This window comes from Streptomyces sp. NPDC045022, from assembly GCF_056432605.1.
Genome location: NZ_JBWKIR010000015.1, coordinates 74,045 through 92,801 on the forward strand (window position 1 = coordinate 74,045; position 18,757 = coordinate 92,801).

Annotated in this window: 20 protein-coding genes; 13 read left to right on the forward strand and 7 right to left on the reverse strand. The window is 64.8% G+C overall.

The annotated features are described in order from the left end of the window. The coding region (locus AC07C1_RS25465) for an MFS transporter (RefSeq protein ID WP_478942708.1) at positions 1-860 on the reverse strand (860 nt) is incomplete at its 3' end. Positions 861-1,045: 185 nt separating this feature from the next. On the opposite strand from AC07C1_RS25465, the gene AC07C1_RS25470 reads away from it, so the two are divergent. From AC07C1_RS25470 to AC07C1_RS25485, 4 genes are all read left to right on the forward strand, one after another. Continuing rightward, a complete protein-coding gene (locus AC07C1_RS25470) occupies positions 1,046-1,441 on the forward strand; it encodes an ArsR/SmtB family transcription factor (RefSeq protein ID WP_478942529.1) in 396 nt (131 codons plus the stop codon). Between the two features lie 154 nt (positions 1,442-1,595). After that, entirely contained in the window at positions 1,596-3,734 is a 2,139-nt protein-coding gene (locus tag AC07C1_RS25475) for a TerD family protein (protein ID WP_478942531.1), read from the forward strand. 334 nt (positions 3,735-4,068) lie between these two features. Beyond that, entirely contained in the window at positions 4,069-4,407 is a 339-nt protein-coding gene (locus AC07C1_RS25480; protein WP_478942533.1) for a hypothetical protein, read from the forward strand. A 785-nt stretch (positions 4,408-5,192) separates the two neighbouring features. After that, positions 5,193-5,501, forward strand: a complete 309-nt coding sequence (locus AC07C1_RS25485; protein WP_478942535.1) for a hypothetical protein — start codon at positions 5,193-5,195, stop codon at positions 5,499-5,501. A 720-nt stretch (positions 5,502-6,221) separates the two neighbouring features. Here the strand turns inward: AC07C1_RS25485 and AC07C1_RS25490 are convergent. Further along, positions 6,222-6,989: a transposase gene (locus AC07C1_RS25490; protein ID WP_478942536.1), complete on the reverse strand. Its 768-nt coding sequence runs from the start codon at positions 6,987-6,989 to the stop codon at positions 6,222-6,224. A gap of 89 nt (positions 6,990-7,078) precedes the next feature. On the opposite strand from AC07C1_RS25490, the gene AC07C1_RS25495 reads away from it, so the two are divergent. The 5 genes from AC07C1_RS25495 to AC07C1_RS25515 all read left to right on the forward strand — a co-directional run bounded on the left by AC07C1_RS25495 (position 7,079) and on the right by AC07C1_RS25515 (position 11,590). Beyond that, positions 7,079-7,279 (forward strand): hypothetical protein, encoded by a 201-nt coding sequence (locus AC07C1_RS25495; RefSeq protein WP_478942537.1) that lies wholly within the window; start codon positions 7,079-7,081, stop codon positions 7,277-7,279. A 564-nt stretch (positions 7,280-7,843) separates the two neighbouring features. Continuing rightward, positions 7,844-9,838 carry a hypothetical protein gene (locus AC07C1_RS25500; RefSeq protein WP_478942538.1) on the forward strand — a complete coding sequence of 665 codons (1,995 nt, stop codon included), beginning with the start codon at positions 7,844-7,846 and terminating at the stop codon, positions 9,836-9,838. After that, positions 9,838-10,083 carry a ScoMcrA-related endonuclease gene (locus AC07C1_RS25505; RefSeq protein ID WP_478942539.1) on the forward strand — a complete coding sequence of 82 codons (246 nt, stop codon included), beginning with the start codon at positions 9,838-9,840 and terminating at the stop codon, positions 10,081-10,083. Before AC07C1_RS25500 ends, AC07C1_RS25505 begins: the two co-directional genes overlap by 1 nt. A gap of 99 nt (positions 10,084-10,182) precedes the next feature. Beyond that, positions 10,183-10,836, forward strand: coding sequence for an HNH endonuclease (locus AC07C1_RS25510; RefSeq protein WP_478942541.1), 654 nt, complete (start codon positions 10,183-10,185; stop codon positions 10,834-10,836). A 562-nt stretch (positions 10,837-11,398) separates the two neighbouring features. Further along, entirely contained in the window at positions 11,399-11,590 is a 192-nt protein-coding gene (locus tag AC07C1_RS25515) for a hypothetical protein (RefSeq protein ID WP_478942543.1), read from the forward strand. Here the strand turns inward: AC07C1_RS25515 and AC07C1_RS25520 are convergent. Continuing rightward, positions 11,565-12,029 carry a very short patch repair endonuclease gene (locus AC07C1_RS25520; RefSeq protein ID WP_478942544.1) on the reverse strand — a complete coding sequence of 155 codons (465 nt, stop codon included), beginning with the start codon at positions 12,027-12,029 and terminating at the stop codon, positions 11,565-11,567. The two genes, AC07C1_RS25515 and AC07C1_RS25520, sit on opposite strands and share 26 nt — an antisense overlap. Before the next feature lie 89 nt (positions 12,030-12,118). Here AC07C1_RS25520 and AC07C1_RS25525 point away from each other — a divergent pair, with 89 nt between their 5' ends. Then, on the forward strand, positions 12,119-13,378 hold the full coding sequence (locus AC07C1_RS25525) for a DNA cytosine methyltransferase (RefSeq protein WP_478942546.1): 1,260 nt from the start codon (positions 12,119-12,121) through the stop codon (positions 13,376-13,378). Here the strand turns inward: AC07C1_RS25525 and AC07C1_RS25530 are convergent. Then, positions 13,371-14,171, reverse strand: coding sequence for an HNH endonuclease (locus tag AC07C1_RS25530; RefSeq protein WP_478942548.1), 801 nt, complete (start codon positions 14,169-14,171; stop codon positions 13,371-13,373). The two genes, AC07C1_RS25525 and AC07C1_RS25530, sit on opposite strands and share 8 nt — an antisense overlap. Before the next feature lie 369 nt (positions 14,172-14,540). Between AC07C1_RS25530 and AC07C1_RS25535 the strand changes: the two genes are divergently transcribed. Next, complete coding sequence (locus AC07C1_RS25535) at positions 14,541-15,749, forward strand: GmrSD restriction endonuclease domain-containing protein (protein WP_478942550.1); 1,209 nt, start codon at positions 14,541-14,543, stop codon at positions 15,747-15,749. Positions 15,750-15,771: 22 nt separating this feature from the next. After that, positions 15,772-16,221 (forward strand): HEPN domain-containing protein, encoded by a 450-nt coding sequence (locus tag AC07C1_RS25540; protein ID WP_478942552.1) that lies wholly within the window; start codon positions 15,772-15,774, stop codon positions 16,219-16,221. A 353-nt stretch (positions 16,222-16,574) separates the two neighbouring features. Here AC07C1_RS25540 and AC07C1_RS25545 read toward each other — a convergent pair whose 3' ends face one another. From AC07C1_RS25545 to AC07C1_RS25555, 3 genes are read right to left on the reverse strand one after another with little or no spacing between them, the layout of a single operon-like run. Continuing rightward, on the reverse strand, positions 16,575-16,952 hold the full coding sequence (locus tag AC07C1_RS25545) for a hypothetical protein (RefSeq protein WP_478942554.1): 378 nt from the start codon (positions 16,950-16,952) through the stop codon (positions 16,575-16,577). Further along, positions 16,952-17,380 carry an ATP-binding protein gene (locus AC07C1_RS25550; protein WP_478942556.1) on the reverse strand — a complete coding sequence of 143 codons (429 nt, stop codon included), beginning with the start codon at positions 17,378-17,380 and terminating at the stop codon, positions 16,952-16,954. The genes AC07C1_RS25545 and AC07C1_RS25550 overlap by 1 nt, the downstream gene beginning before the upstream one ends. A 46-nt stretch (positions 17,381-17,426) precedes the next feature. Continuing rightward, positions 17,427-17,834, reverse strand: coding sequence for an NUDIX hydrolase (locus AC07C1_RS25555; RefSeq protein ID WP_478942710.1), 408 nt, complete (start codon positions 17,832-17,834; stop codon positions 17,427-17,429). Between the two features lie 107 nt (positions 17,835-17,941). Between AC07C1_RS25555 and AC07C1_RS25560 the strand changes: the two genes are divergently transcribed. Next, positions 17,942-18,727: a GntR family transcriptional regulator gene (locus AC07C1_RS25560; RefSeq protein WP_319147132.1), complete on the forward strand. Its 786-nt coding sequence runs from the start codon at positions 17,942-17,944 to the stop codon at positions 18,725-18,727. Positions 18,728-18,757 lie beyond the last annotated feature (30 nt).

Below are 18,757 nucleotides of genomic sequence, written 5' to 3' on the forward strand. Positions count from 1 at the left end.
CGTCGTACGGGGTCCTCGTCTCCGGGCGGGGCGGATCGTCGTACGGGGTCCTCGTCTCCGGGCGGGGCGGATCGTCGTACGGGGTCCTCGTCTCCGGGCGGGGCGGATCGTCGTACGGGGTCCTCGTCTCCGGTCGGGGCGGATCGTCGTACGGGGTCCTCGTCTCCGGTCGGGGCGGATCGTCGTACGGGGTCCTCGTCTCCGGGCGGGGTGGGCCGTCGTACGGGGTCCTCGTCTCCGGGCGGGGTGGGCCGTCGTACGGGATCCTCGTCTCCGGGCGGGGTGGGCCGTCGTACGGGATCCTCGTCCCCGGTGGCGGCGGGCCGTCGTACCGGCATGCGCAGCACCACCGCGACCGCCGAGGCCAGCAGCCCCGCCTCCACCACGAACACGGTGACCGTGGGCGCGGGCAGCGTCTCGGACAGCACCCCGGCGAGCAGCGGCCCCAGCCCCGCGCCGAACACCATCGCGCAGGAGGCGAGCAGCGCCGCGAGACGGCGGCGCCCGGGCCCGGCCACGTCCGTCACCGCGGCCATGCCCGCCGAGACCACGGCCCCGACCGCTGTCCCGGTGCACAGTCGGGCCACGATCAGCGCGGCCACGCCTCCCGCGGTCGCGAAGACGAAACAGGCCACGAGCGCGAGCCCCAGCGCGGGCAGCAGGACGGGCTTGCGGCCGAGCCGGTCGGAGACGACGCCGCACACCAGCAGGGAGCCCAGCAGCCCGGCGATGTAGCAGGCGAAAACGACGGTCAGGGTGCCTTTGGTGAAGCCCATCTCGCGCTGCCACAGCACATAGAGCGGGGTCGCCGCGTTGGACAGCACGAACACGGCGGTCACGGGCCAGGCGGCGAGCCACACCCAGCGGACCGGCGCGTCACCGCTCCACCGGCCCTGCCCTGTTCCGGCGACAGGTACGTCGGTTTCCGTCACGGCGGTCCTCCCCGAATGGCGGTACGAGTCGAGTCGTACTTGTACGTGTGGAGTCGAACTTAACACGTAGTACGATCAGACTCGTACAAGAAGCCCATGGGAGGGAGCCGCAGTTGACGACGAACCGGTCCGCCGGAGCGGACGCGAGACCGGAAATCACGCAGTTGCCGGAACCCGCCGGCCTGCCCGATCCGCTGCCCGAGCCGGCCGTCGAGGATCTGCGCCTGGAGGCGGTGCTGGGCGCGCTCAGTGACCCGCTGCGGCTGCGGATCGTGCGCAAACTGCTCCTGGACTCGGAGGAGTTCGACCACACCTGCGGCTGGTTCGGCCTGGACCGCCCCAAGTCCTCGCTGACCCACCACTTCAGGGCGCTGCGGGAGGCGGGGATCACCCGGCAGCGCCAGTACGGACTGGAGCGCCGCAGTCAGGTCCGGATCGCCGACCTGAACGCCCGGTTCCCCGGCCTGCTGGACCTGGTGGCCGCGTGGAGCCCGGCGGACGGGGACTGAACCGGCGCGCGCCCGTCCCACTCCGGGTACGGCCAGCTCCGTGGGCATTACAGTTACCTGTGTGCGGCGCGTCACACCGCGTCGCGTGTCAGGCGGCTGGGACAGGGATGCCACTGTGCCCGGCCTGCGTCAGTTGGGGGGCATTGTGCGTGAAATGATCAAGGGCTCGAATGTGGCTCTGCCGGCCCTGAGCGAGAACGTCGGCTCGGTCATCGTCAGTTTGGGCTGGGGGAGCCCCACCGGCGAAGGCGACGCGGACGTCTCCGTTCTCTTGCTGGACGCGACCGGAAAGGTTCGCGACGACACCGACTTCTACTTCTACAACAACCCGGTCGCAGCCGACGGAAGCGTGCAGGTACTGGGCAAGACACCGACGGCGGACGGAAACGAGGACCGGATCAGCTTCGACCTGACCGCGGTCCCGGCGGACGTCGACCGGATAGTCGTGGCTGCGAGCCGGTACGACGCAGCGCGCTTCGGTGAACTCGAGGACGTACGGCTGTCGTTGGCCGACGGAGCCGGTGAACCACTGCTCCGCTTCACCATCGACGACGTCGACTCGGTGAGCGCGATCATCTTCGGTGAGCTGTACCGGCGGCAGGAGGAGTGGAAGTTCCGCGCCGTCGGCCAGGGCTACGACACCGGACTCGCCGGTCTGGCAGCGGACTTCGGCGTCGACATCGAGGACGACGCGGCGGCTGAGACACAGGAGAACGCGGCGGCGCAGGAGAACGCGGCGGCGCAGGAGAGCGCGGCGGCGCAGGAGAAAGCGGCGGTCGGCGATCAGCCGAACCTGACGGTCCCGGCCCCGGTCCCGGCCAAGGCCCCCGTCCTCGCCCCGGTCCCGGTGCTGGGCCGGGACTCGGCCGACGAGCCGAGACCGCGAGGAACGCTGGGGGCCGTCCCGTCGCCCCGTCAGCCCGACGAGGGCGGCGCGCCGCGCAGGCCGGTCGCTCGACCTCGCACCGCGAAGAAGAAGGTCACCCTGCCCAAGGCGGGCAAGAAGTCCCTGGCGGAGAACGAGTCCTGGAGGGAAGCCCGGCTCTTTCCGGCGCCGGCGCTCAAGAACGACAGGGAACGTGAGACGCGGGCCACCTCGGTGCTGCTGTCAGTGATGGCGCAGGTGCCGGAGTTCGGCAGGAGGCTCACCGCGGCGTTCGGCGCGCCGGCAGGTCACATGGAGACATACACCGAGGTCACCCTGCCGCACGGCGACACACCGCGACGCCCTGACGGGGTGATCCGTGTCGAGCGGGCCGGCAAGCTGTGGACGGCACTGGTCGAGACGAAGACCAACGGCAACGCCCTCAAGGCCGACCAGGTACAGGCGTACATGGACATCGCCGCGCGCCGTGGCTACGAGGCCGTGATCACGCTGTCGAACGACGTCGCGTTGGAGGGCAGCCCGCTCGTCGACGTGAAGATCGACGGACGGCGCAAACACAAGGTCGCCCTCCGGCACCTCTCCTGGGCGGAAGTCGCTTACCAGGCACAGATGCTGATCCGGCATGAGGGTGTCGGCAACCTCGCACATGCCTGGCTCCTCCAGGAACTGCTGCACTACCTGCAGCACGAGAACTCCGGCTGCCACGGCTTCCAGAACATGGGCCCGGCCTGGGTACCCGTACGCAACGGCATCGACGACGAAACCCTGTGCCAGGGAGATCCCCGCGCCCTGGAGGTCGTCGAGAGCTGGGAACGGCTGATCCGCCAGGTGTGTCTCGGGCTGGGCGGCGAACTGGGGCAGAAGGTACTGCCCGTCCAGCGCGCCAAGCGGGGAACGGATCCGGGAGCACGCCGGAGCCGTCTCGCCGATCAGCTCTGCCTCGACGGAAGACTGCAGGCGGAGGTGCGCATCGAGGGAACGCTCGGCGTCCTGGCCATCAGCGCGGATCTCCGTACCGGCAGACTGCGCACCTCCATCGAGATCCCGGCACCCGGGCAGGGCTACCCCTTGTCCTGGGCGAAACGGCTCGTCCGGTGCTTGGCCGAGGCGCCGGCGGACCTCCACATCGAGACTCTCGTCGAGGGGGAGACCGGTGGCCCCCGGGGCACGCTGGAACGGCTCCGTCCCGAGCCGGCCGACATGCTGCCCAAGGACAGCGGCACCCGCATCACCGGCTTCCGCCTGTCCTTGCTCAAGGGCATGGGAAGCAGCCGCGGCAACGCCGAGTCAGGCTTCATCCGCAGCGTCGACGACGCGGTGCACCGCTTCTACACCGCCGTGGTGATCCACCTGGACCGCGCGACACCCCGCCGAGCCCTGCCCAAGGAAGAAACGGCAATGGCCTGAGCCGCAACCCCGTTGCCCCACACCCCACCCGGCCGACCCCGCGGTCCCAGGCCCCTGGACTTCCCCAGGGGCCTGTCCGCGTCCCTAAGGCTGCATCTGAAGCTGCTCTGTTCGCGAGATGCTATGCGGCAAACGGGACGATACGATCGTAAAGGCATCAAACCTCACGACCTGCCCCGGCAGATGAACGGGACGCAGTGTTCACGTGCGGATGGTGACACACGCACGGCGTGACGGAGCGAGGCTTGCCCCTTCGGAGTCCGGTGCCACCGCTGCCGCGGCTGACGGAGCCGTCACGCCCCACTGGCATCCGTAGCGCCCAAAGGCAGGTTGAATGATGAACCGAACTCATCGTCTCGCAGCACTCACATTCCTGGTCGCCCCCGCGCTCGCGGTGGGCCCCACGGTTGCCGCTCACGCCTCGACAGCCACCGCGCCCGACGCCGGCTCCCGCGCGGCATGCCATGTCGAAACAGAGTCGAACGGCAACTATCACCTGTGGGGTGCGGGTTTCCATGGCCACACGAAGGTGACCTACTCGGGGTCCACGTCCGGCACCGTCTCAACGGACAAGTCGGGAAGGTTCGACATCGGCGGTCTCAGCGGAAGCAAGTTCGTCGTGAAGACGGCCGACGGGAAGACCAAGCTCACCTGCACCATGGTCCACCACTGAGGGTCCCGCGTAGGTCGGAGCTGCTGAACTCCACGAAGGCAGCCACTGGTACGACGCGGCGAACTATGGCGCCGCCGGGCTCCTCGACGCTGCGTCCCTACGCCCTCTGGCACATGGCGCTGCCGACCAGGCTCAACTCCGCCGCGCGGGCAGCAGTGTCGATGTAAGAGCGCGCTGCCTGTACTGCGGCGCGTCGGCCCTCCCACGAGGTCAGCCCGGAGTGCCTTCACCTCCGAAACCATCAGCTCAGGAAGCTGAGGCATTGGGGCGCTTCGGGGTGCTGACCTATGCGCGAGCGGCTGGGTTGTTGTGCGGGACGAGATTCCCACGAGCCGCTGAAGGCCATGGAGGTCGAGCGCGCTCCCAGTGCCCATGGCTACGGTCAGTGGCGCGGTCGGCTTCCGAGGCGTCCAGCTCCAATCGTAGCTTTGAGCAGCCGCATGTCTGCGCTCGGTAGCTATCCTCGCAGCTAACACTGAGACCGGAGAGGCAAGTTGGCAGACGACTCGACGGGCGACGCGGGTAACCCGCCAGCCTCGCTCATTGCCCGCCTCACGGCTGCGGTGAGGCGCTTCTTCGCCTCACCCGCACGACGAGATGCGACGGCACTAGCCACCGGATTGGTCTCGGGAGGTGTGGGGGCCATCGTTGGGGCCGCAGAACTCCCCCTTTGGGTGATGGTCGTCCTCACCATGCTGGTGGCTGCACTCTTCCTCGTAATCGAGAGAGCCGCGACGGCTGACACAGCTGACGGGAGGGTGCGATGGCTGTGGGGAGCCCTCGGCGTGGCTCTCGTACTGCCGACCGGAGCGTGGGCCTATCACGGTCTCTTTGACTCCGACCACCGCTCGACCTTTCCGTTCTATCTAGGAGGCGATCCGGCGCAGGTCCTTGCGTCATCGGGGATGCCTGGCGGGCCGCCCACAGTCAGCGGGCGTTTCCTGCCGGCTGGCGAGAGCTACGACTTTGAGTGCAAGGCAAAGGTCGGTGAGGGCCACCTCTGGCTCAAGTCCGTGGATGGCAACTACTGGTTCGAGGCAAGCCGTTTCACACCCGTAGGCGACTTTATGACGTCCGACATGCCCACCTGCTAGTGCGCTGCGCCTCTGGCCTCTATCGCAGGTCTATCGCAACGGGTGCGTACCAATGACAAAGAGCGGGACTCAGTGAGACTGGGTCCCGCTCTTCACGTCAGGCATCTACGCTGGTCAACCGCATGATCGTGCTGGTTGAGGCGAAGTGCCCCCGGCAGGATTCGAACCTGCGACGGCTCCGGAGGTCATGTGAGACCTGGACAACGCAGCAGGTCACGCGCTGACTCTGGCAGATCAGGCCTGGATGAGTCCACGGACAGTCCACAGTTTGCTGCCCACCGTTTCAACGAGTTCGATGCGCTGTATGAGCTGCATCCTGGAAGACGCCTCGTAGCGCGCCTGTGGCCAGGGCCACCATTGTGTGCGCCCGTCCAGAGGCGTGACCGCAATCGCCGCAAGGGAGAAGACGGCGACTGAACCAAGCTCGGCACGCGTAGGCCATAGGGGCGCCCCACGATGTGGGACGCCCCTATGTGCTGCCCGCTCACCACGAGAGGCCCGGGACGTTTGGCTCTACTGCAAGACCGCATGCTTCCGAACGCGATCAGCAGCCTGACTGGCCTTCCCGATGGCTCCGCTGGCCCGCAAGTTGACCCAGGCCAGCGTCCGCAGAGGTTCAGGACTGTCGCCAGTCGTTCACGGCGTTTGGCCCCTAAGGGCTGTCCCGTAATGATCTCTGAGTGGCCTTGGGTATAGCGGGCTGCTGTACAGCCGGGTGGTCTATCCGGCGAGGGCGAGGTTGTGCATCCGTGCGATACCAAGCATGGCGTGGTGGACGCCGTCGCCTTTGAGACGGCAGTCGCGGAGGATCTTCCAGGTCTTCATTCGGGCGAAGACGTGCTCGACGCGGGCGCGGACCTGCTTATGGGACTTGTTGTGGGCCTGCTTCCACTCAGGCAGCTCCTCGCCCTTGCGGCGCCGGTGGGGCATCACGAGCCCGGTGCCCGGATAGCCACCGTCGGCGATCGTCATGGTCGTGCCGACAGTAGCCTTCACACCGGACTCCTCCCATGCCTTGCAGTCGTTTCTATTGCCGGGCAGGGGTCGGCCGACGACGACGACAAGGCGGGTGTCGGCGTCGATGACGACCTGGTGGTTGGTGGAGTACCGGTAGTTCTTCGACTGCTCGGCGACAGCGTGATCGCGGGTGGGCACCAGGGTGCCGTCCACGATCAGCACGGTGTCCCTCGCGAACCGCTTGCGGGGCTGGATGGCGAGCATCGGCCCGAGGCCATCGATGATCCGGTCCGCCGCCGACTTTGAAACCCCGAACAGTGGCGCTAGTTGGCGCATGGTCAGGTTCGTGCGCCAGTAGGCCGCGACCAGCAGTGCCCGGTCCTCCAGCGGCAGGCTCCACGGCCGGCCTCTGCGGACCACATCCGCACCCTCGCGCCGCAGAACCGTCACCAGCTTCCCGAACTGCCGCGGGCTCAGCCCGGCGAACGGGGCTATCCAGGACGGCTCCGAAGCCGTGATCACACCAGCCACAACAAGATCATCCCACTGTGGCCAGTCTGCTCAGGCGCCTCAGAGTCCTTCGCTGATCCATCTCGCGATCAAGCCGTACCATCCCCGCCATGACAATCGATGTCCTCGCCGAGGACCTCAAGCCCGGCCACCTCCTGGAGCTCTCGACCGAGTTGGGCACCCAAATTCTCCGGTTGACTCATGTGGAGCGGCGTACCCAAGGCATCAAGTTCATGGGTCGCAATGACCAAGGGGTCCTCTACTCCAGCGGCATGAAGTACGGCGAGCTGGCACGGTGCGTCCGGCCGTAGACCGTCGCGCGGACTGGCAATGGCAGTTACGGGACAGCCCTTAGGTCCGAGGTTCATGCAGACAACACGGTCACCAGGTCGTCTGATGTCCGGCCCACTAGGCTCCCTGGCATGGGCTACTTCTCGCCGCCGGAAAGCTCTCGTTTGAGGAGACTTGTCGGCGGCGGGTTGATGCCTGGGGCCGTGACTGCACTTGGTGCCGAGCGCCCCTCTACTGAGTTACCTGTTAGTACGTCAATTTCCTTGCCTGTTAGGCCATTTGGCTTGCGTGCTCCTGCGGTGGCCGTTGACACTCCTTTGCAGTGACGCGAGGCGCGCATGACTGCGCCCTTCCTGGAAGCACCGACTTCTCGGGAAGGACAGCGAGGCCCACCCCCATCGCCATCTTCTTAGCGCGAGGCCGGACTAGCGCAGTACTGGATGTGTTCTCGCCGCTCCCACTGACGCGGGCCGGATCTGCCGATAGTGGGTGCGAGGGCTGGTTCGGTGTGTCTGGCTCCCGCGAGTGGTACTCCGCGGAGGAGTGACTTCCGCGGTTATGGGAGCCTTGAAGGAGGCCCTCCCGTGGCACCTAGCACTCTGAGTAACGGTGAGCCGTTTGTTAACGGCGAGCGGACTGAGCTGTCTAAGCCTCTCCGACGCGTTCCTCCCATTCCGGATCCTGCGCTGCATAAGGATCTCCGTGCTGCACTGAAGAAGCGGGGTATTGCCGACCGAGTGGCCGGCGCTATCTCGACCATCTGGACTGATCCGGCAGCTGTGTTGCCGCAGGTGACCAACCCCCAGCGGCGGCGCATCCCTGGTGCGTACCTGCTCGTGATCTCGGGATCCGTGTACACGTCGCGCCTTGTGCCCGACCCGCTCAACCCGCGGAACGCCGACCACGTGCAGTTTGCGTTGGCCCAGGCCGTTGGCGCTCCGCCTGCCACCTTGGTACCTGCCGTGCAGGAAGGGGAGGGAGAGCTGGCAATCCATGTCGAGAGCCGCGACGCGCTCGTTGAGCAAGTCGATTGGGCGGTCGAGACGACCCGCAACCGGAACAGCCCGCAGCCGGATATTGCTGAGCAGGGCATCATGGACCCGCCGATCGGCGTCGCCACCACCGTCTTCTACGACGGCACGGACGAGAGCCCGAGCACGCACATCTTCGTCCGTGAAGGATCCAGCCGGACGAGTCACGGCTTGTACAACGTGGGTGCAACAGCGGAGGAGGTCCTCTTCTCCCTCCCTCGTAACGCCAGCTCGATGCAGGCCCACATCGACAAGATCAACAGCTATGTCAGCCAGCCTGTTGAGGACATCTCGGCCACTGAGAAGGGTGCGATCCGCTGCGCAGTCACTGACTTCGAACTCATCATCGGCGTAGTGCCGGATGTCGCAGGGGCCGTTGACCTGTCGCAGGCCATTAAGGCCCGTGTGGCCCAGGACCACCTGAACACCAAGGAGCCCTGGACTGACGCGGCAAAGCACACCGCGCTCGCAGAAGAGTGTCTTCTCTCTGCCCGTTCTGCGGGAGTCATTGCCAGCGACGCTGAGGCTGACTGGCTGGCCGGCCGTCTCACGCCTAAGGAGGCTGAGGCGCGCAAGATTGTGGCCTTCGGCGATGACCGTGCCGCTCGTTCAGTTCACCTATTCACTACGAACGAGACGCTGATCCACAACGCGGTGCGTCAGCCGATTGCCTTGGTTCTCACCAACGAGCCGACGGGGCGCAAGCGAACTCGTGTCACCACGAAGACCAAGCTGCCCTTGGCCGTTGAACTGATCGTCAGAGAGAAGCGCGGCGCTTGGTCCGACGGCGAATTGGCCCGTTTCCGGAAGGTACTTATCGAGACCCTTCCCGGCGACCTGCAGAAGACGACGTGGCACCCGACCAAGCGCTCTCCTGAGCAGCTCTACCAGGCCGCTCTCAAGGAGATTGAGAACGTAGCGGACGAGCGGCCTGCCGGCATCGAACTGCGGGTGCGGGCTGCCTACGTCCTCGCCAAGCGCAACGCCATCAGCGGGCCGCGTCACGACGTGGGCCCTGGCGGCGACCGGCGCAGTGCTGGCACTGTCATGGAAGCCCTCGCCGAGACTGAACACGGACTCCGCCACCTGCGCCAGGTGATTGAAGATGACAGGGCGGACCTACCGCCGCGACAGGTCGACGACCAGGGCCAGCCGCGCAAAGACGGTGCAGGAAACGACCTGCCCATCGACAACGACTTCCTGCGCACCAAGCTCGCGCCTAAGGGCGGTCTGACACCACCGCCCCTCAGCGCCGAGAAGGCCGTGCACGAGCACTACAAGCGCGGCGTGCTCGCCACCAAGGACGCCCTCCGCAGCCTTGAGGCGGAGATGCGCAACCTTGCGGGCCTTGTTGACGACGACGGTGTGCCGTTGATTGAGAGGGAGGGAAAATCTCATGCGCGCCAGCTGATGGAGAAGCTGCAGAACCTTGCCGCCGACGCACAGGACTGGTGGGAGAAGGCCGTGGAGGCCCAGAGTGTCTCCGCAGCGTCCTCCGCCGCCGAAGACGAGCAGGATGGGGCAGACGACGAGGCTGAGGCCGCCTAGTGGAAAAGGGAGCGATCACCCGGCGAGCAGTCCTCAAGGCACTGGACGAGTGCGACCGGCTGGGCCGACCGGTCTTCCTTGAGGCATACGGCTTCAAGGGCGCCCAGTCCTACGTCCTGCTCCACGAAGGACGCGAATACGATTCCAAGGCAATTGCCGGAGTGGCCCACCGGTACACCGAAGGTCGGCCGCTCAGAGCGGATGAGTTCAGCGGTGGCCGTGCGCACGCCGTGGCCTGGCTCTAGCGTGAGGGATTTCAGGTAAGGCTCATCCGTAATCCTGACTGGTCCCGCGACGAGGTGATTCTCGCCTGCGACCTGGTCATGAGCAACGGGTGGAAGGGAATGGACGCCAGCGACCCACGGGTGCAGGACCTGTCCCGACTGCTGCAGATGCTCCCTGATCACCAAAACGCCCCGCGCAGCGAGACCTTCCGCAACCCTAACGGGGTCGGCCGAAAAACCTTCGACATAGCCACCCAGCACCCCGAGTACCCAGGCAAGCCGACGAACGGCGGTGCCATGGACAAAGCCGTTCTGGCCGAATTCCTAGCCCGCCCACAGCAAATGTCCGCAGCTGCACGACGTATCCGGGAAGCACTCGAAACAGGATCATTCCAGAGAATTCTGCCCACCGACGAAAGTGATCTCGACGACTACAGCGCCCCGGAGGGTCGCCTGCTATTGCGCAGGCATGTCGCCCGCGAGCGCGATAGGAAGCTGCGACAGAAGAAGATCGACTCGGTCCTAGGCCGCGGTCTTGCACTGTCGTGCGAGGTCTGCGAGTTCGACTTCGAGGCGGTGTACGGGGACCGAGGGGCCGGCTACATAGAGTGTCACCATGTGATCCCTTTGCACGTTGCCGGCGTGGGAACCACGAAGCTCTCGGACCTGGCCCTCATCTGCTCGAACTGTCACCGCATGATCCACCGCAAGGCACCTTGGCCGACCCCGCATGACCTACGTCGCCAGCTGAAGAGTGGGTCGCCAGAGAGCTAGTCTGAGGAAGGTCAGCCCAACTGTCTCGTCTGTGAGGCCTCCGGAGAGGATTTCCTCCGGAGGCCTCACAGCGTGGTCCGACAAGAGGATGGTCAGGGCGCTGCCTTCGCGGAGGTAGACACGACCTTCTCGGCGACGGCCCGCTGGTGGAGCGGCAGGTCCCCGTCCACGCCGCCGAGCGGCGCGCTGAAGCCTTTGATTCGTCGCATGATCTCCAGAACCTTCACGCTCGGCATCCTAGGTAGACCTGTGGGCGGCTGGGCTCGAAACAGGTGGCATGGCTCGAATCAGTACGCGCACTCTTTCCAGGTGCGCTCGTGGCCCGCGGAAGGCCGTACGCAGCCGTTCACCTGCGTCTATGCCGGCCCATCGCCGTGCGGATCGCCCAGCAACGGTACTCATGCGGACGGTGCGGTACGCCGGGGGATGAGACCAGAGCTGAGACCAGGGATGCAACCAGCTTTGCTCGGCCGCGGGAGATCGAACGCGCTCCACCTAGTGTGCTGAACTGCGGCGCCTCCGTTGCTTGCGACAGCGACCGTGTCATAGGAGGCTCTGTCCTGTGCTCAGGGAACCGATTCAGCTGACGATCGAGGAAGACGGCTCGGTCGTCCTCCCCCTCGGGGTGCTCGCCGAGGCTGGGCTGTCGCCCGGGAGCTCCGTGCTGGCCTACAGCAACGGCGACGGCCGGATCCTACTGCGCAGGGAAGAGGACGCGGTACAGGACCTCATCCAGTTCGGGCGCCTCGACTAGCCGGTGCAGCGGCGTCGACTGCCGCGATGATGCGCTCCACGGCTTCCTCGGGAGCCTCGTGCTCCCATATGCGGACGACAGTCCAGCCTGCGGCTGTCAGGGCTTCGTCGGCAGCCTTGTCCCGGGCGACGTTGCGCTCTAGCTTCGGCCCCCAGTAGCCGCCATTAACGCCAGGCTGCCGACCATGCTCGGGGCAGCAGTGCCAGAAACACCCGTCCACGAAGACGGCCACTCGTGCGCGTGTGAAGACGATGTCTGGCCGCGGCCGTCCCCCCTCCAGCTGAAGACGGAGATCAACGCGGTACCGCTTCCCTGCGGCGTGAAGCAGGGACCGGATCACCCGCTCCGGCTTGGTGTCCCGCCGCTTGATCGCAGCCATGTTGCGCGAGCGGCCGGGAGTCGGCGGCGTCGACGCTTGGGGGTCACTGTTGAGGGCCATCGGTCACACCGTAGCCAAGACTGTCAGACCCTCGGTGTTTGATGGGTCAGGATGGTAGACCTGTGCAATCACGACCTGGAGGTACTAGCGTGGCTGATCTGACGGCCGTGGAGATCTGCGCGGGCGCTGGGGGCCAGTCGCTCGGCCTTGAGCTGGCAGGTTTCGACCATGCGGTGGCCGTCGAGCTCGATGAGAACGCGGTGAACACTCTGAAGGAGAACCGCGGACACTGGGACGTGCGGCACGGCGACGTGGCGGACGAGGGGATCTGGAACCCCAAGGAGTTCGTCGGCGTCGACTTGCTCGCTGGTGGAGTTCCCTGCCCCCCATTCTCCATCGCTGGCAAGCAGCTCGGTGCCACTGACGAGCGAGACCTTTTCGCGTGGGCTGTTGAACTCGCCGGAAGGGTGCAGCCGAGGGCTGTCCTTTTGGAGAACGTACGAGGTCTTTCTATGCCGCGTTTCTCCGCATACCGCCAGCATGTGAAGGATCGCCTGAAGGATCTTGGATACTGGTCTGACTGGAAGCTTCTTCATGCAAGCGACTACGGCGTGCCGCAACTGCGTCCTCGCTTCGTTCTGGTAGCCATGCGCGACGAAGATGCTCAGTGGTTCGAGTGGCCCGAGGAAAGGCCCTATCAGGGCACGGTTGGAACAGCACTGTTCGACCTGATGGCAGCGGATGGCTGGGCGGGCGCTGAAGCGTGGAGAGACAAGGCGAACGACATTGCGCCCACCATCGTGGGCGGCTCCAAAAAACACGGCGGAGCCGATCTTGGTCCGACTCGCGCCAAGGCCGCTTGGCGTGCACTCGGCGTAGACGCGATGGGGGTTGCCGACGCTCCACCAAACGAGTCGCACCCTGTTGACTTCCTACCCAAGCTCACAACGAAAATGGTCGAGCGCATCCAGGGTTGGGGACCTGATCCGGACTATGCCTGGGAATTCACAGGTCGCAAGACAACGAAGTATCGGCAAATTGGCAATGCCTTCCCCCCACCAGTAGCTAGGGCCGTCGGTACATCGATCGCCAACGCGCTGAACCGCAAGGGGCAAAAGAAGGAACTGTTCGAGGTGGAGAACGAGGTCATGCATGACCGGCTCTACCTGGCCTTGAAAAAGGCGCCTGCTCCGCTTACAGAAAAGGAGCTGGTGAAGCTGGCCGGGGAGAAGATTGATCCACCTACCTTCGAGCGCCGTATGGCCACACTCGCAAGGGATTTCGTAATCGACGAGGATGAACAGCTTGGCGGCCGTGCGTACCGGCTCGTGGGCTTCAAGGGCTTCATAGGGCAGGAAGACCATGAGCGGCACGCACGATTCGCTGAGATGCGTTCCCGGATCAGCTAGTTTCACCGAGACGCTTGGCGAGATGTTCGATCAGTGCCGCTCGGTCCCTGTGGGGTAGCCTGCGCGCGCGGTCATAAGCCTGGTCCACCTTCGACCGGGGACGCTCGCCCTTCCGCATCCAGTTGAGGAGTTCGCCCGCCTCCTTACTTGTCAGCCGCTTCAGTCCGGCGACGACTTCGTCGTACTGTTCCGGGTCGGGGACTTCGTCGCGCATCGTCTCGTTGCAGCGGGAGCATTCAACGCGCCAGTTGTCCATATCGTCTTTGGCGCCCCGGGACCTAAGCCGCTCCTGGGGCACAAGGTGGCCGATAGTGAGCCGGACGGAAGCAGCGTCTTCGGGGTAGGTGTCGTCTACTCCAAGACCGCAGACCCGGCAACGAGAGCCATCCCGGTCCATGACGAGTCGGCGGACACGGGCGCTGGGGGCGAACCGCTCGTACTTCGCCCGCTCGCTGTCGATCCAGAGTCTCCCACCCTTGACCTCAAGGCGATACTCGTCATGGGCGAGAGTGGCGTCGTTCCTCTGGGAGGGAATGACCCAGTCACACTTCCGCAGTTCGCGCAGCCGGCGGTTCAAGTGCTCTGAGCTATCGGCTATATCCGGCCCTAGAGCAACACGCAGTTCGCGCATGGTAAACGTGTCGCCCACGTTCTTCTTGAACCAGAGCCAGGCCGCCAAGCGTCGCTCTTGGCCGAACCGCTTGTTCTTTGTGCCGGGCTGGATGGAGAGCTCCCACCACGGAGTCCCGTCCGGTGCTGTCGATCCATCGTGTGCGCTGACGTCCGAAGGCATGCACGGGAGTATGGCCGGCTCAGTGGATCTTTGACCAGGCATCAGATAGAAGGTGACTGTCCTGCTCCCGAGACACCGTTGGGGCGGCGCGCGAACCAACTCCGGCACGGGACGGGCTTGGGCGGCTTGGCGACGGCATCCGTTCTCCGTCGTCGAGTAGAGGCGGTGACAGGAGGGCTCTACGGCGGTGATACCGGGTGCTCACGGCGGCCTAGACGGACGCTGGTGGAGGGTGGCGTCTCCTGCATCGCGATCCGGCGCTGCTGACCAACTCCCTTCAGGTCGTGTCGGTCCAGGGCACCGCCTCGGCTCTACGACGCTTCGTGTAGGTGCCTTGACCGATAGCCCTCGCTACAAGAAGGTTGGGCCATGACAGACAGCACCGGCCCTGTTACTGAGGCAGCACCTGACTTTGAGGACCCCGAGGAAAGCCACGTCAGCGCTGACTCGGACGTGGTAGACCCTGAGGCCGACGACATCGAGAACGAACCGATCCGAGCAGAGGATGCGCTTAGGTACTTCGGAGCTGACTTCGATGTCGATGGTCTGGTGAAGCGACTGGATAACGGAACCTTCGTAATCCCCACTTTTGATCCTCTTGCCGAAGACGATATCGCAGGGTTCGAAGGTTTCCAGCGAGGACTCGTCTGGAAAAAGAAGCAGATGGATCGCTTCATTGAGTCGATCCTGCTTGGTTATCCAGTTCCGGGAATTTTTCTCGTTGAATTGAAGGATCGGAGGTATCTGGTACTCGACGGCCAGCAGCGTCTAACGACCCTTCAGGCATTCAAGCACGGCAAATATCGTTCCGTGAGCGGCTTAAGTAAATTTGCACTCCGATATGTCGGCAATGAATTCAAGGGTCACACGTATGAAAACCTTGAAGCCCCGGCTCAACGCTTGTTTGACAATACTTTCATTCAAGCCACCATTGTGGTGCCCAAGGGGGTGGAAGGAAAGCGTGGTGTCTATTCACTCTTTGAGAGGATAAATTCTGGTGGAACGAACCTCAAGCCACAGCAAATCCGAGTTGCCCTCTACGCTGGCGATACCGTCAACTTCGTTCGAGATCTAAACCAGGACCCAAACTGGAGAGAGCTGTTCGGCAACCACAACCGTGACTTGAAGGATCACGAGCTCATCTTGCGTGCCATCTCCCTAATGCCGACGGCGCGAGGCTTCCAGGTCTTCCGGCCACCGATGGCGCGGTTCTTGAATGACTATCTCGAAGTCAATCAGGACCAGCTCCCTCCTGACGCCGCCGGTATTCGTGAGCGCTTCACTACCGCGACCCGTCTGCTTAGGGAAGCTCAAGGCCGCGAAGCGCTTCGCATCCGGGGGACACAGGTCAACGCAGCGCATACGGATGCCGTGTTGGTCGGCCTAATGACAGCGATTGAAGGGGGCCACGAGGTCACGGTGGAGCGCGTCAACTCCGCCCTAGCTGCCTTGCTGGACAATGATAGGTATCGGTACGCTGTTTCTGAAAGTACCTCACACAGCGAACAAGTGAGCGCGCGCATCAATCTCGCAGCCAAGGCATTCCGGGGGGAATCTCTTGCCGACGAACAAGACTAGCGCGCGAACACAGATCCTCTCGATGAAGTCTGACCTCGATGCCTCTTACAAGCGGTACCGGGAAGGCCTTCTGACGATGGAGATCTCTCTCCAAGAGGATTTCCATAAGTATATGTGTATTCGCCTTTCTGGCTACCTGGAACAGTTGATGTTCGAGGCGATATCTGGCTACATCTCCACTGCGGTGAACGGTGCTGCAAAGAATTTCGCTATATCCTTCTTTAAGAAGTCGCCCAATCTCACACCAGAGGCTCTAGAGAAGCTTATAGCAAGATTTGGAGAGCCCTGGGATGCTGAACTCTCAACCTTCCTGGATTCCGACGAGCGGCGAAACTCGTTGGGGCGCCTTTTGGGAGTCCGTAACAAGGTGGCTCATGGGCAGAGCTACCGCGGCGGACAGCTAAATGTCGCTACCTATAAGAAGCTTGTCGATGACATTCATTCTTGGGTGGTGACAAGAATGCTGACTTAGCGTGTGTTTAGCTTAGTTGGAGTCTGCGCGCGAGATGACATGCTGAGGTCGGTGGAGCGGCTTTGGGCTGGAGCTGCTTTGGGGCGAGTGATCATGGCCCCTTAAGCTTCCGGCGAGTCGGGCAGTCTGTGGACCTGCCCGTAAGGCACGACGTTGGGGCCATGATCTTGGAGGCTCGCCCCAAAGTGGCTACCTAAAGCCGTGGAGCCGACCGCCCCAGCCGCAGAGGGTGTCTTCTGCCTCTTAGTTGCAGTCGCGAGCGCGCCGCCGGGCGTGGCCAGCCGGGGCGAAGACAGGAGGCAGGCCGCGCCCGCGCTGTGCGCGGGCCTTGAACCAGTAGAGAAAGTTGTAACTCACCCTGCCGGATGGGGCTTGAAGGTCTGGGCGCAGGTCGGGAGTTGGGCGCCTTTTCGGTGCATGAGCGGCAGGAAACACACTGGACGGATCGTCCACGTGATCCGCGTGCTGGCGTGAGTCACTGACACTGTGCACGGCTCGGATCGCAGCAGAGCTCGACGGGTCGCGATGCGGCCCTCGTACAGCCACTCCCAAGCCTCGTCGGATGCGTCCGAGTCCAGTGCCGGTGAGATCGTGCGGAGCGTGACGGCTACCCAACGGTCGGCCTGGGGAGCCGAGTAGGCGTCGAACGCTGCCAGCAGTGCCGGCTGCCATCCGTCGGCCAGGTCCTCGGTCCAGCACTCGCACCAGTAGCCCCACTGCGGTGGCTTCATCAGCACAGATGGTCTCCCCGCCGTGCGTCCGCGTACAGCTCCGCGGTGACCGTGTGGCCGTTATCGCTGTCATGGACGACGACTCGGTGAGCGATCACGCTGACCATTCCCAGTCCCCGGCCGTGCTCGGCGTCCTGGTCCCGGTGCTCGACCTTGGGGGCTGTGCCGGCGCCTCCATCGTCCGTTACCGACAGGGCGACCACCTGCGCCGAGACTGCGACGGCCAGGTGGAAGCTGCCGTATGCCTGGCCGCTGGCCGTGTGGAGGATCGCGTTCGCGCTCAGCTCGCTCACGATCAGTTCGGCGTCCTCGGCTAAGGGCGAGCCTCGCAGGATGTCGCGGGTCCATCGGCGGGCCCGGCTCACCTCTTCCGGGAATCCTGGGCAACTGAGCCCCCAGACCCGGGCCTTACTCATATACTCGTGCATACAAGTTCCTTCGTGCTGGTAGGCCGCCATGTGCAGCGGGTTCGGGCTAGACGAGTTTCACGCCGTCGTGGGCGCGGACGGCCGGCGGGGTCATCGCGTCGAGTGCGTCCAGGACGCGGATCGCGTATGCCTCGTCGGCAAGCTCGGTGACCTCTTCGCGGGTGGCCCAGCGCAGTGCGCGGGTCTCGTCACCGATGGTGGGCGTGCCGTCGACGGCTTTGCAGCGGAAGACCAGCGAGACGATCAAGCCCGTCATGTTCTTGTAGACGCCGGTGAGAGTCGCCGGAAGGGCGATCTTGAAGCCGGTTTCTTCCAGGACTTCACGCTGAAGGGCCTCGGGGATGGTCTCCTCGCGTTCGAGGACGCCGCCCGGGGGCTCCCACTTGCCATTGTCTCGGCGCTTGATCAAGAGGGCACGGCCGTTGTCGTCAACGATGACCCCGGCGACGCTCACGGAGTGCGGGCGTTCTGTGCTCACGTTCCTCGGCCCTCTCGGCTGGCTAGGCTCTCCACCGTAGCAACAACACTCGCCCACACGTCTAGATACCTAAAGGAGTCTCTGTGACCTCTCTATCGAGCGTTCTCGGCGCCCTGGACCCCACGAGTGATCGTGCGGTCTTCCGGCAGATTGCCGACCAGCTGCGCGAGGCCATCGACCGTGGGCGCTTCAAGGAGGGCGAGAAGTTGCCTTCCGAGGCCGAGCTGGTCGAGCACTACGGAGTCTCCCGGATGACGGTCCGGAACTCCTTCTCGATCCTCACGGGTGAGGGCCTGGTGCACGCCGAGCACGGCAAGGGCGTCTTCGTCAGGCCCCGTCCGCCAGTGCGCCGGCTCGCCTCCGACCGCTTCGCCCGCCGCCACCGCGAGCAGGGCAAGTCCGCGTTCATCGTGGAGGCCGACGCCGCCGGCAGTCATCCGCAGGTCGACAGCCTGGAGGTCAAGGAGGAGAAGGCGAGCCAGGACATCTCCACGCGGCTCGGCTCGGTACGGCGAGTGCTCGCCCGGCGTCGCCGGTATCTGCTCGACGGACGTCCGGTGGAGTTCGCCACGTCCTACCTGCCGCTCGACATCGCCCGCGGCACCCAGATCGCCGAGCCCAACCCCGGCCCCGGTGGCATCTACGCCCGTCTCGAAGAGCTGGGCCATCACCTCGATCACTTCGAGGAGGAGATCCGCGCCCGGATGCCTTCGCCTGCCGAGGTCAAGACGCTGCGCCTGGCCGCGGGCGTGCCGGTCATCCACCTCGTCCGCACCGCCTTCGACACCGAGGGGCGGGCTGTGGAGGTCTGCGACACGGTGATGGCGGCTGACGCGTACGTCCTCTCCTACCAGCTCCCGGCGACCTGATCGGCGGTGCGCGAGGCCACTTCTTCGGAC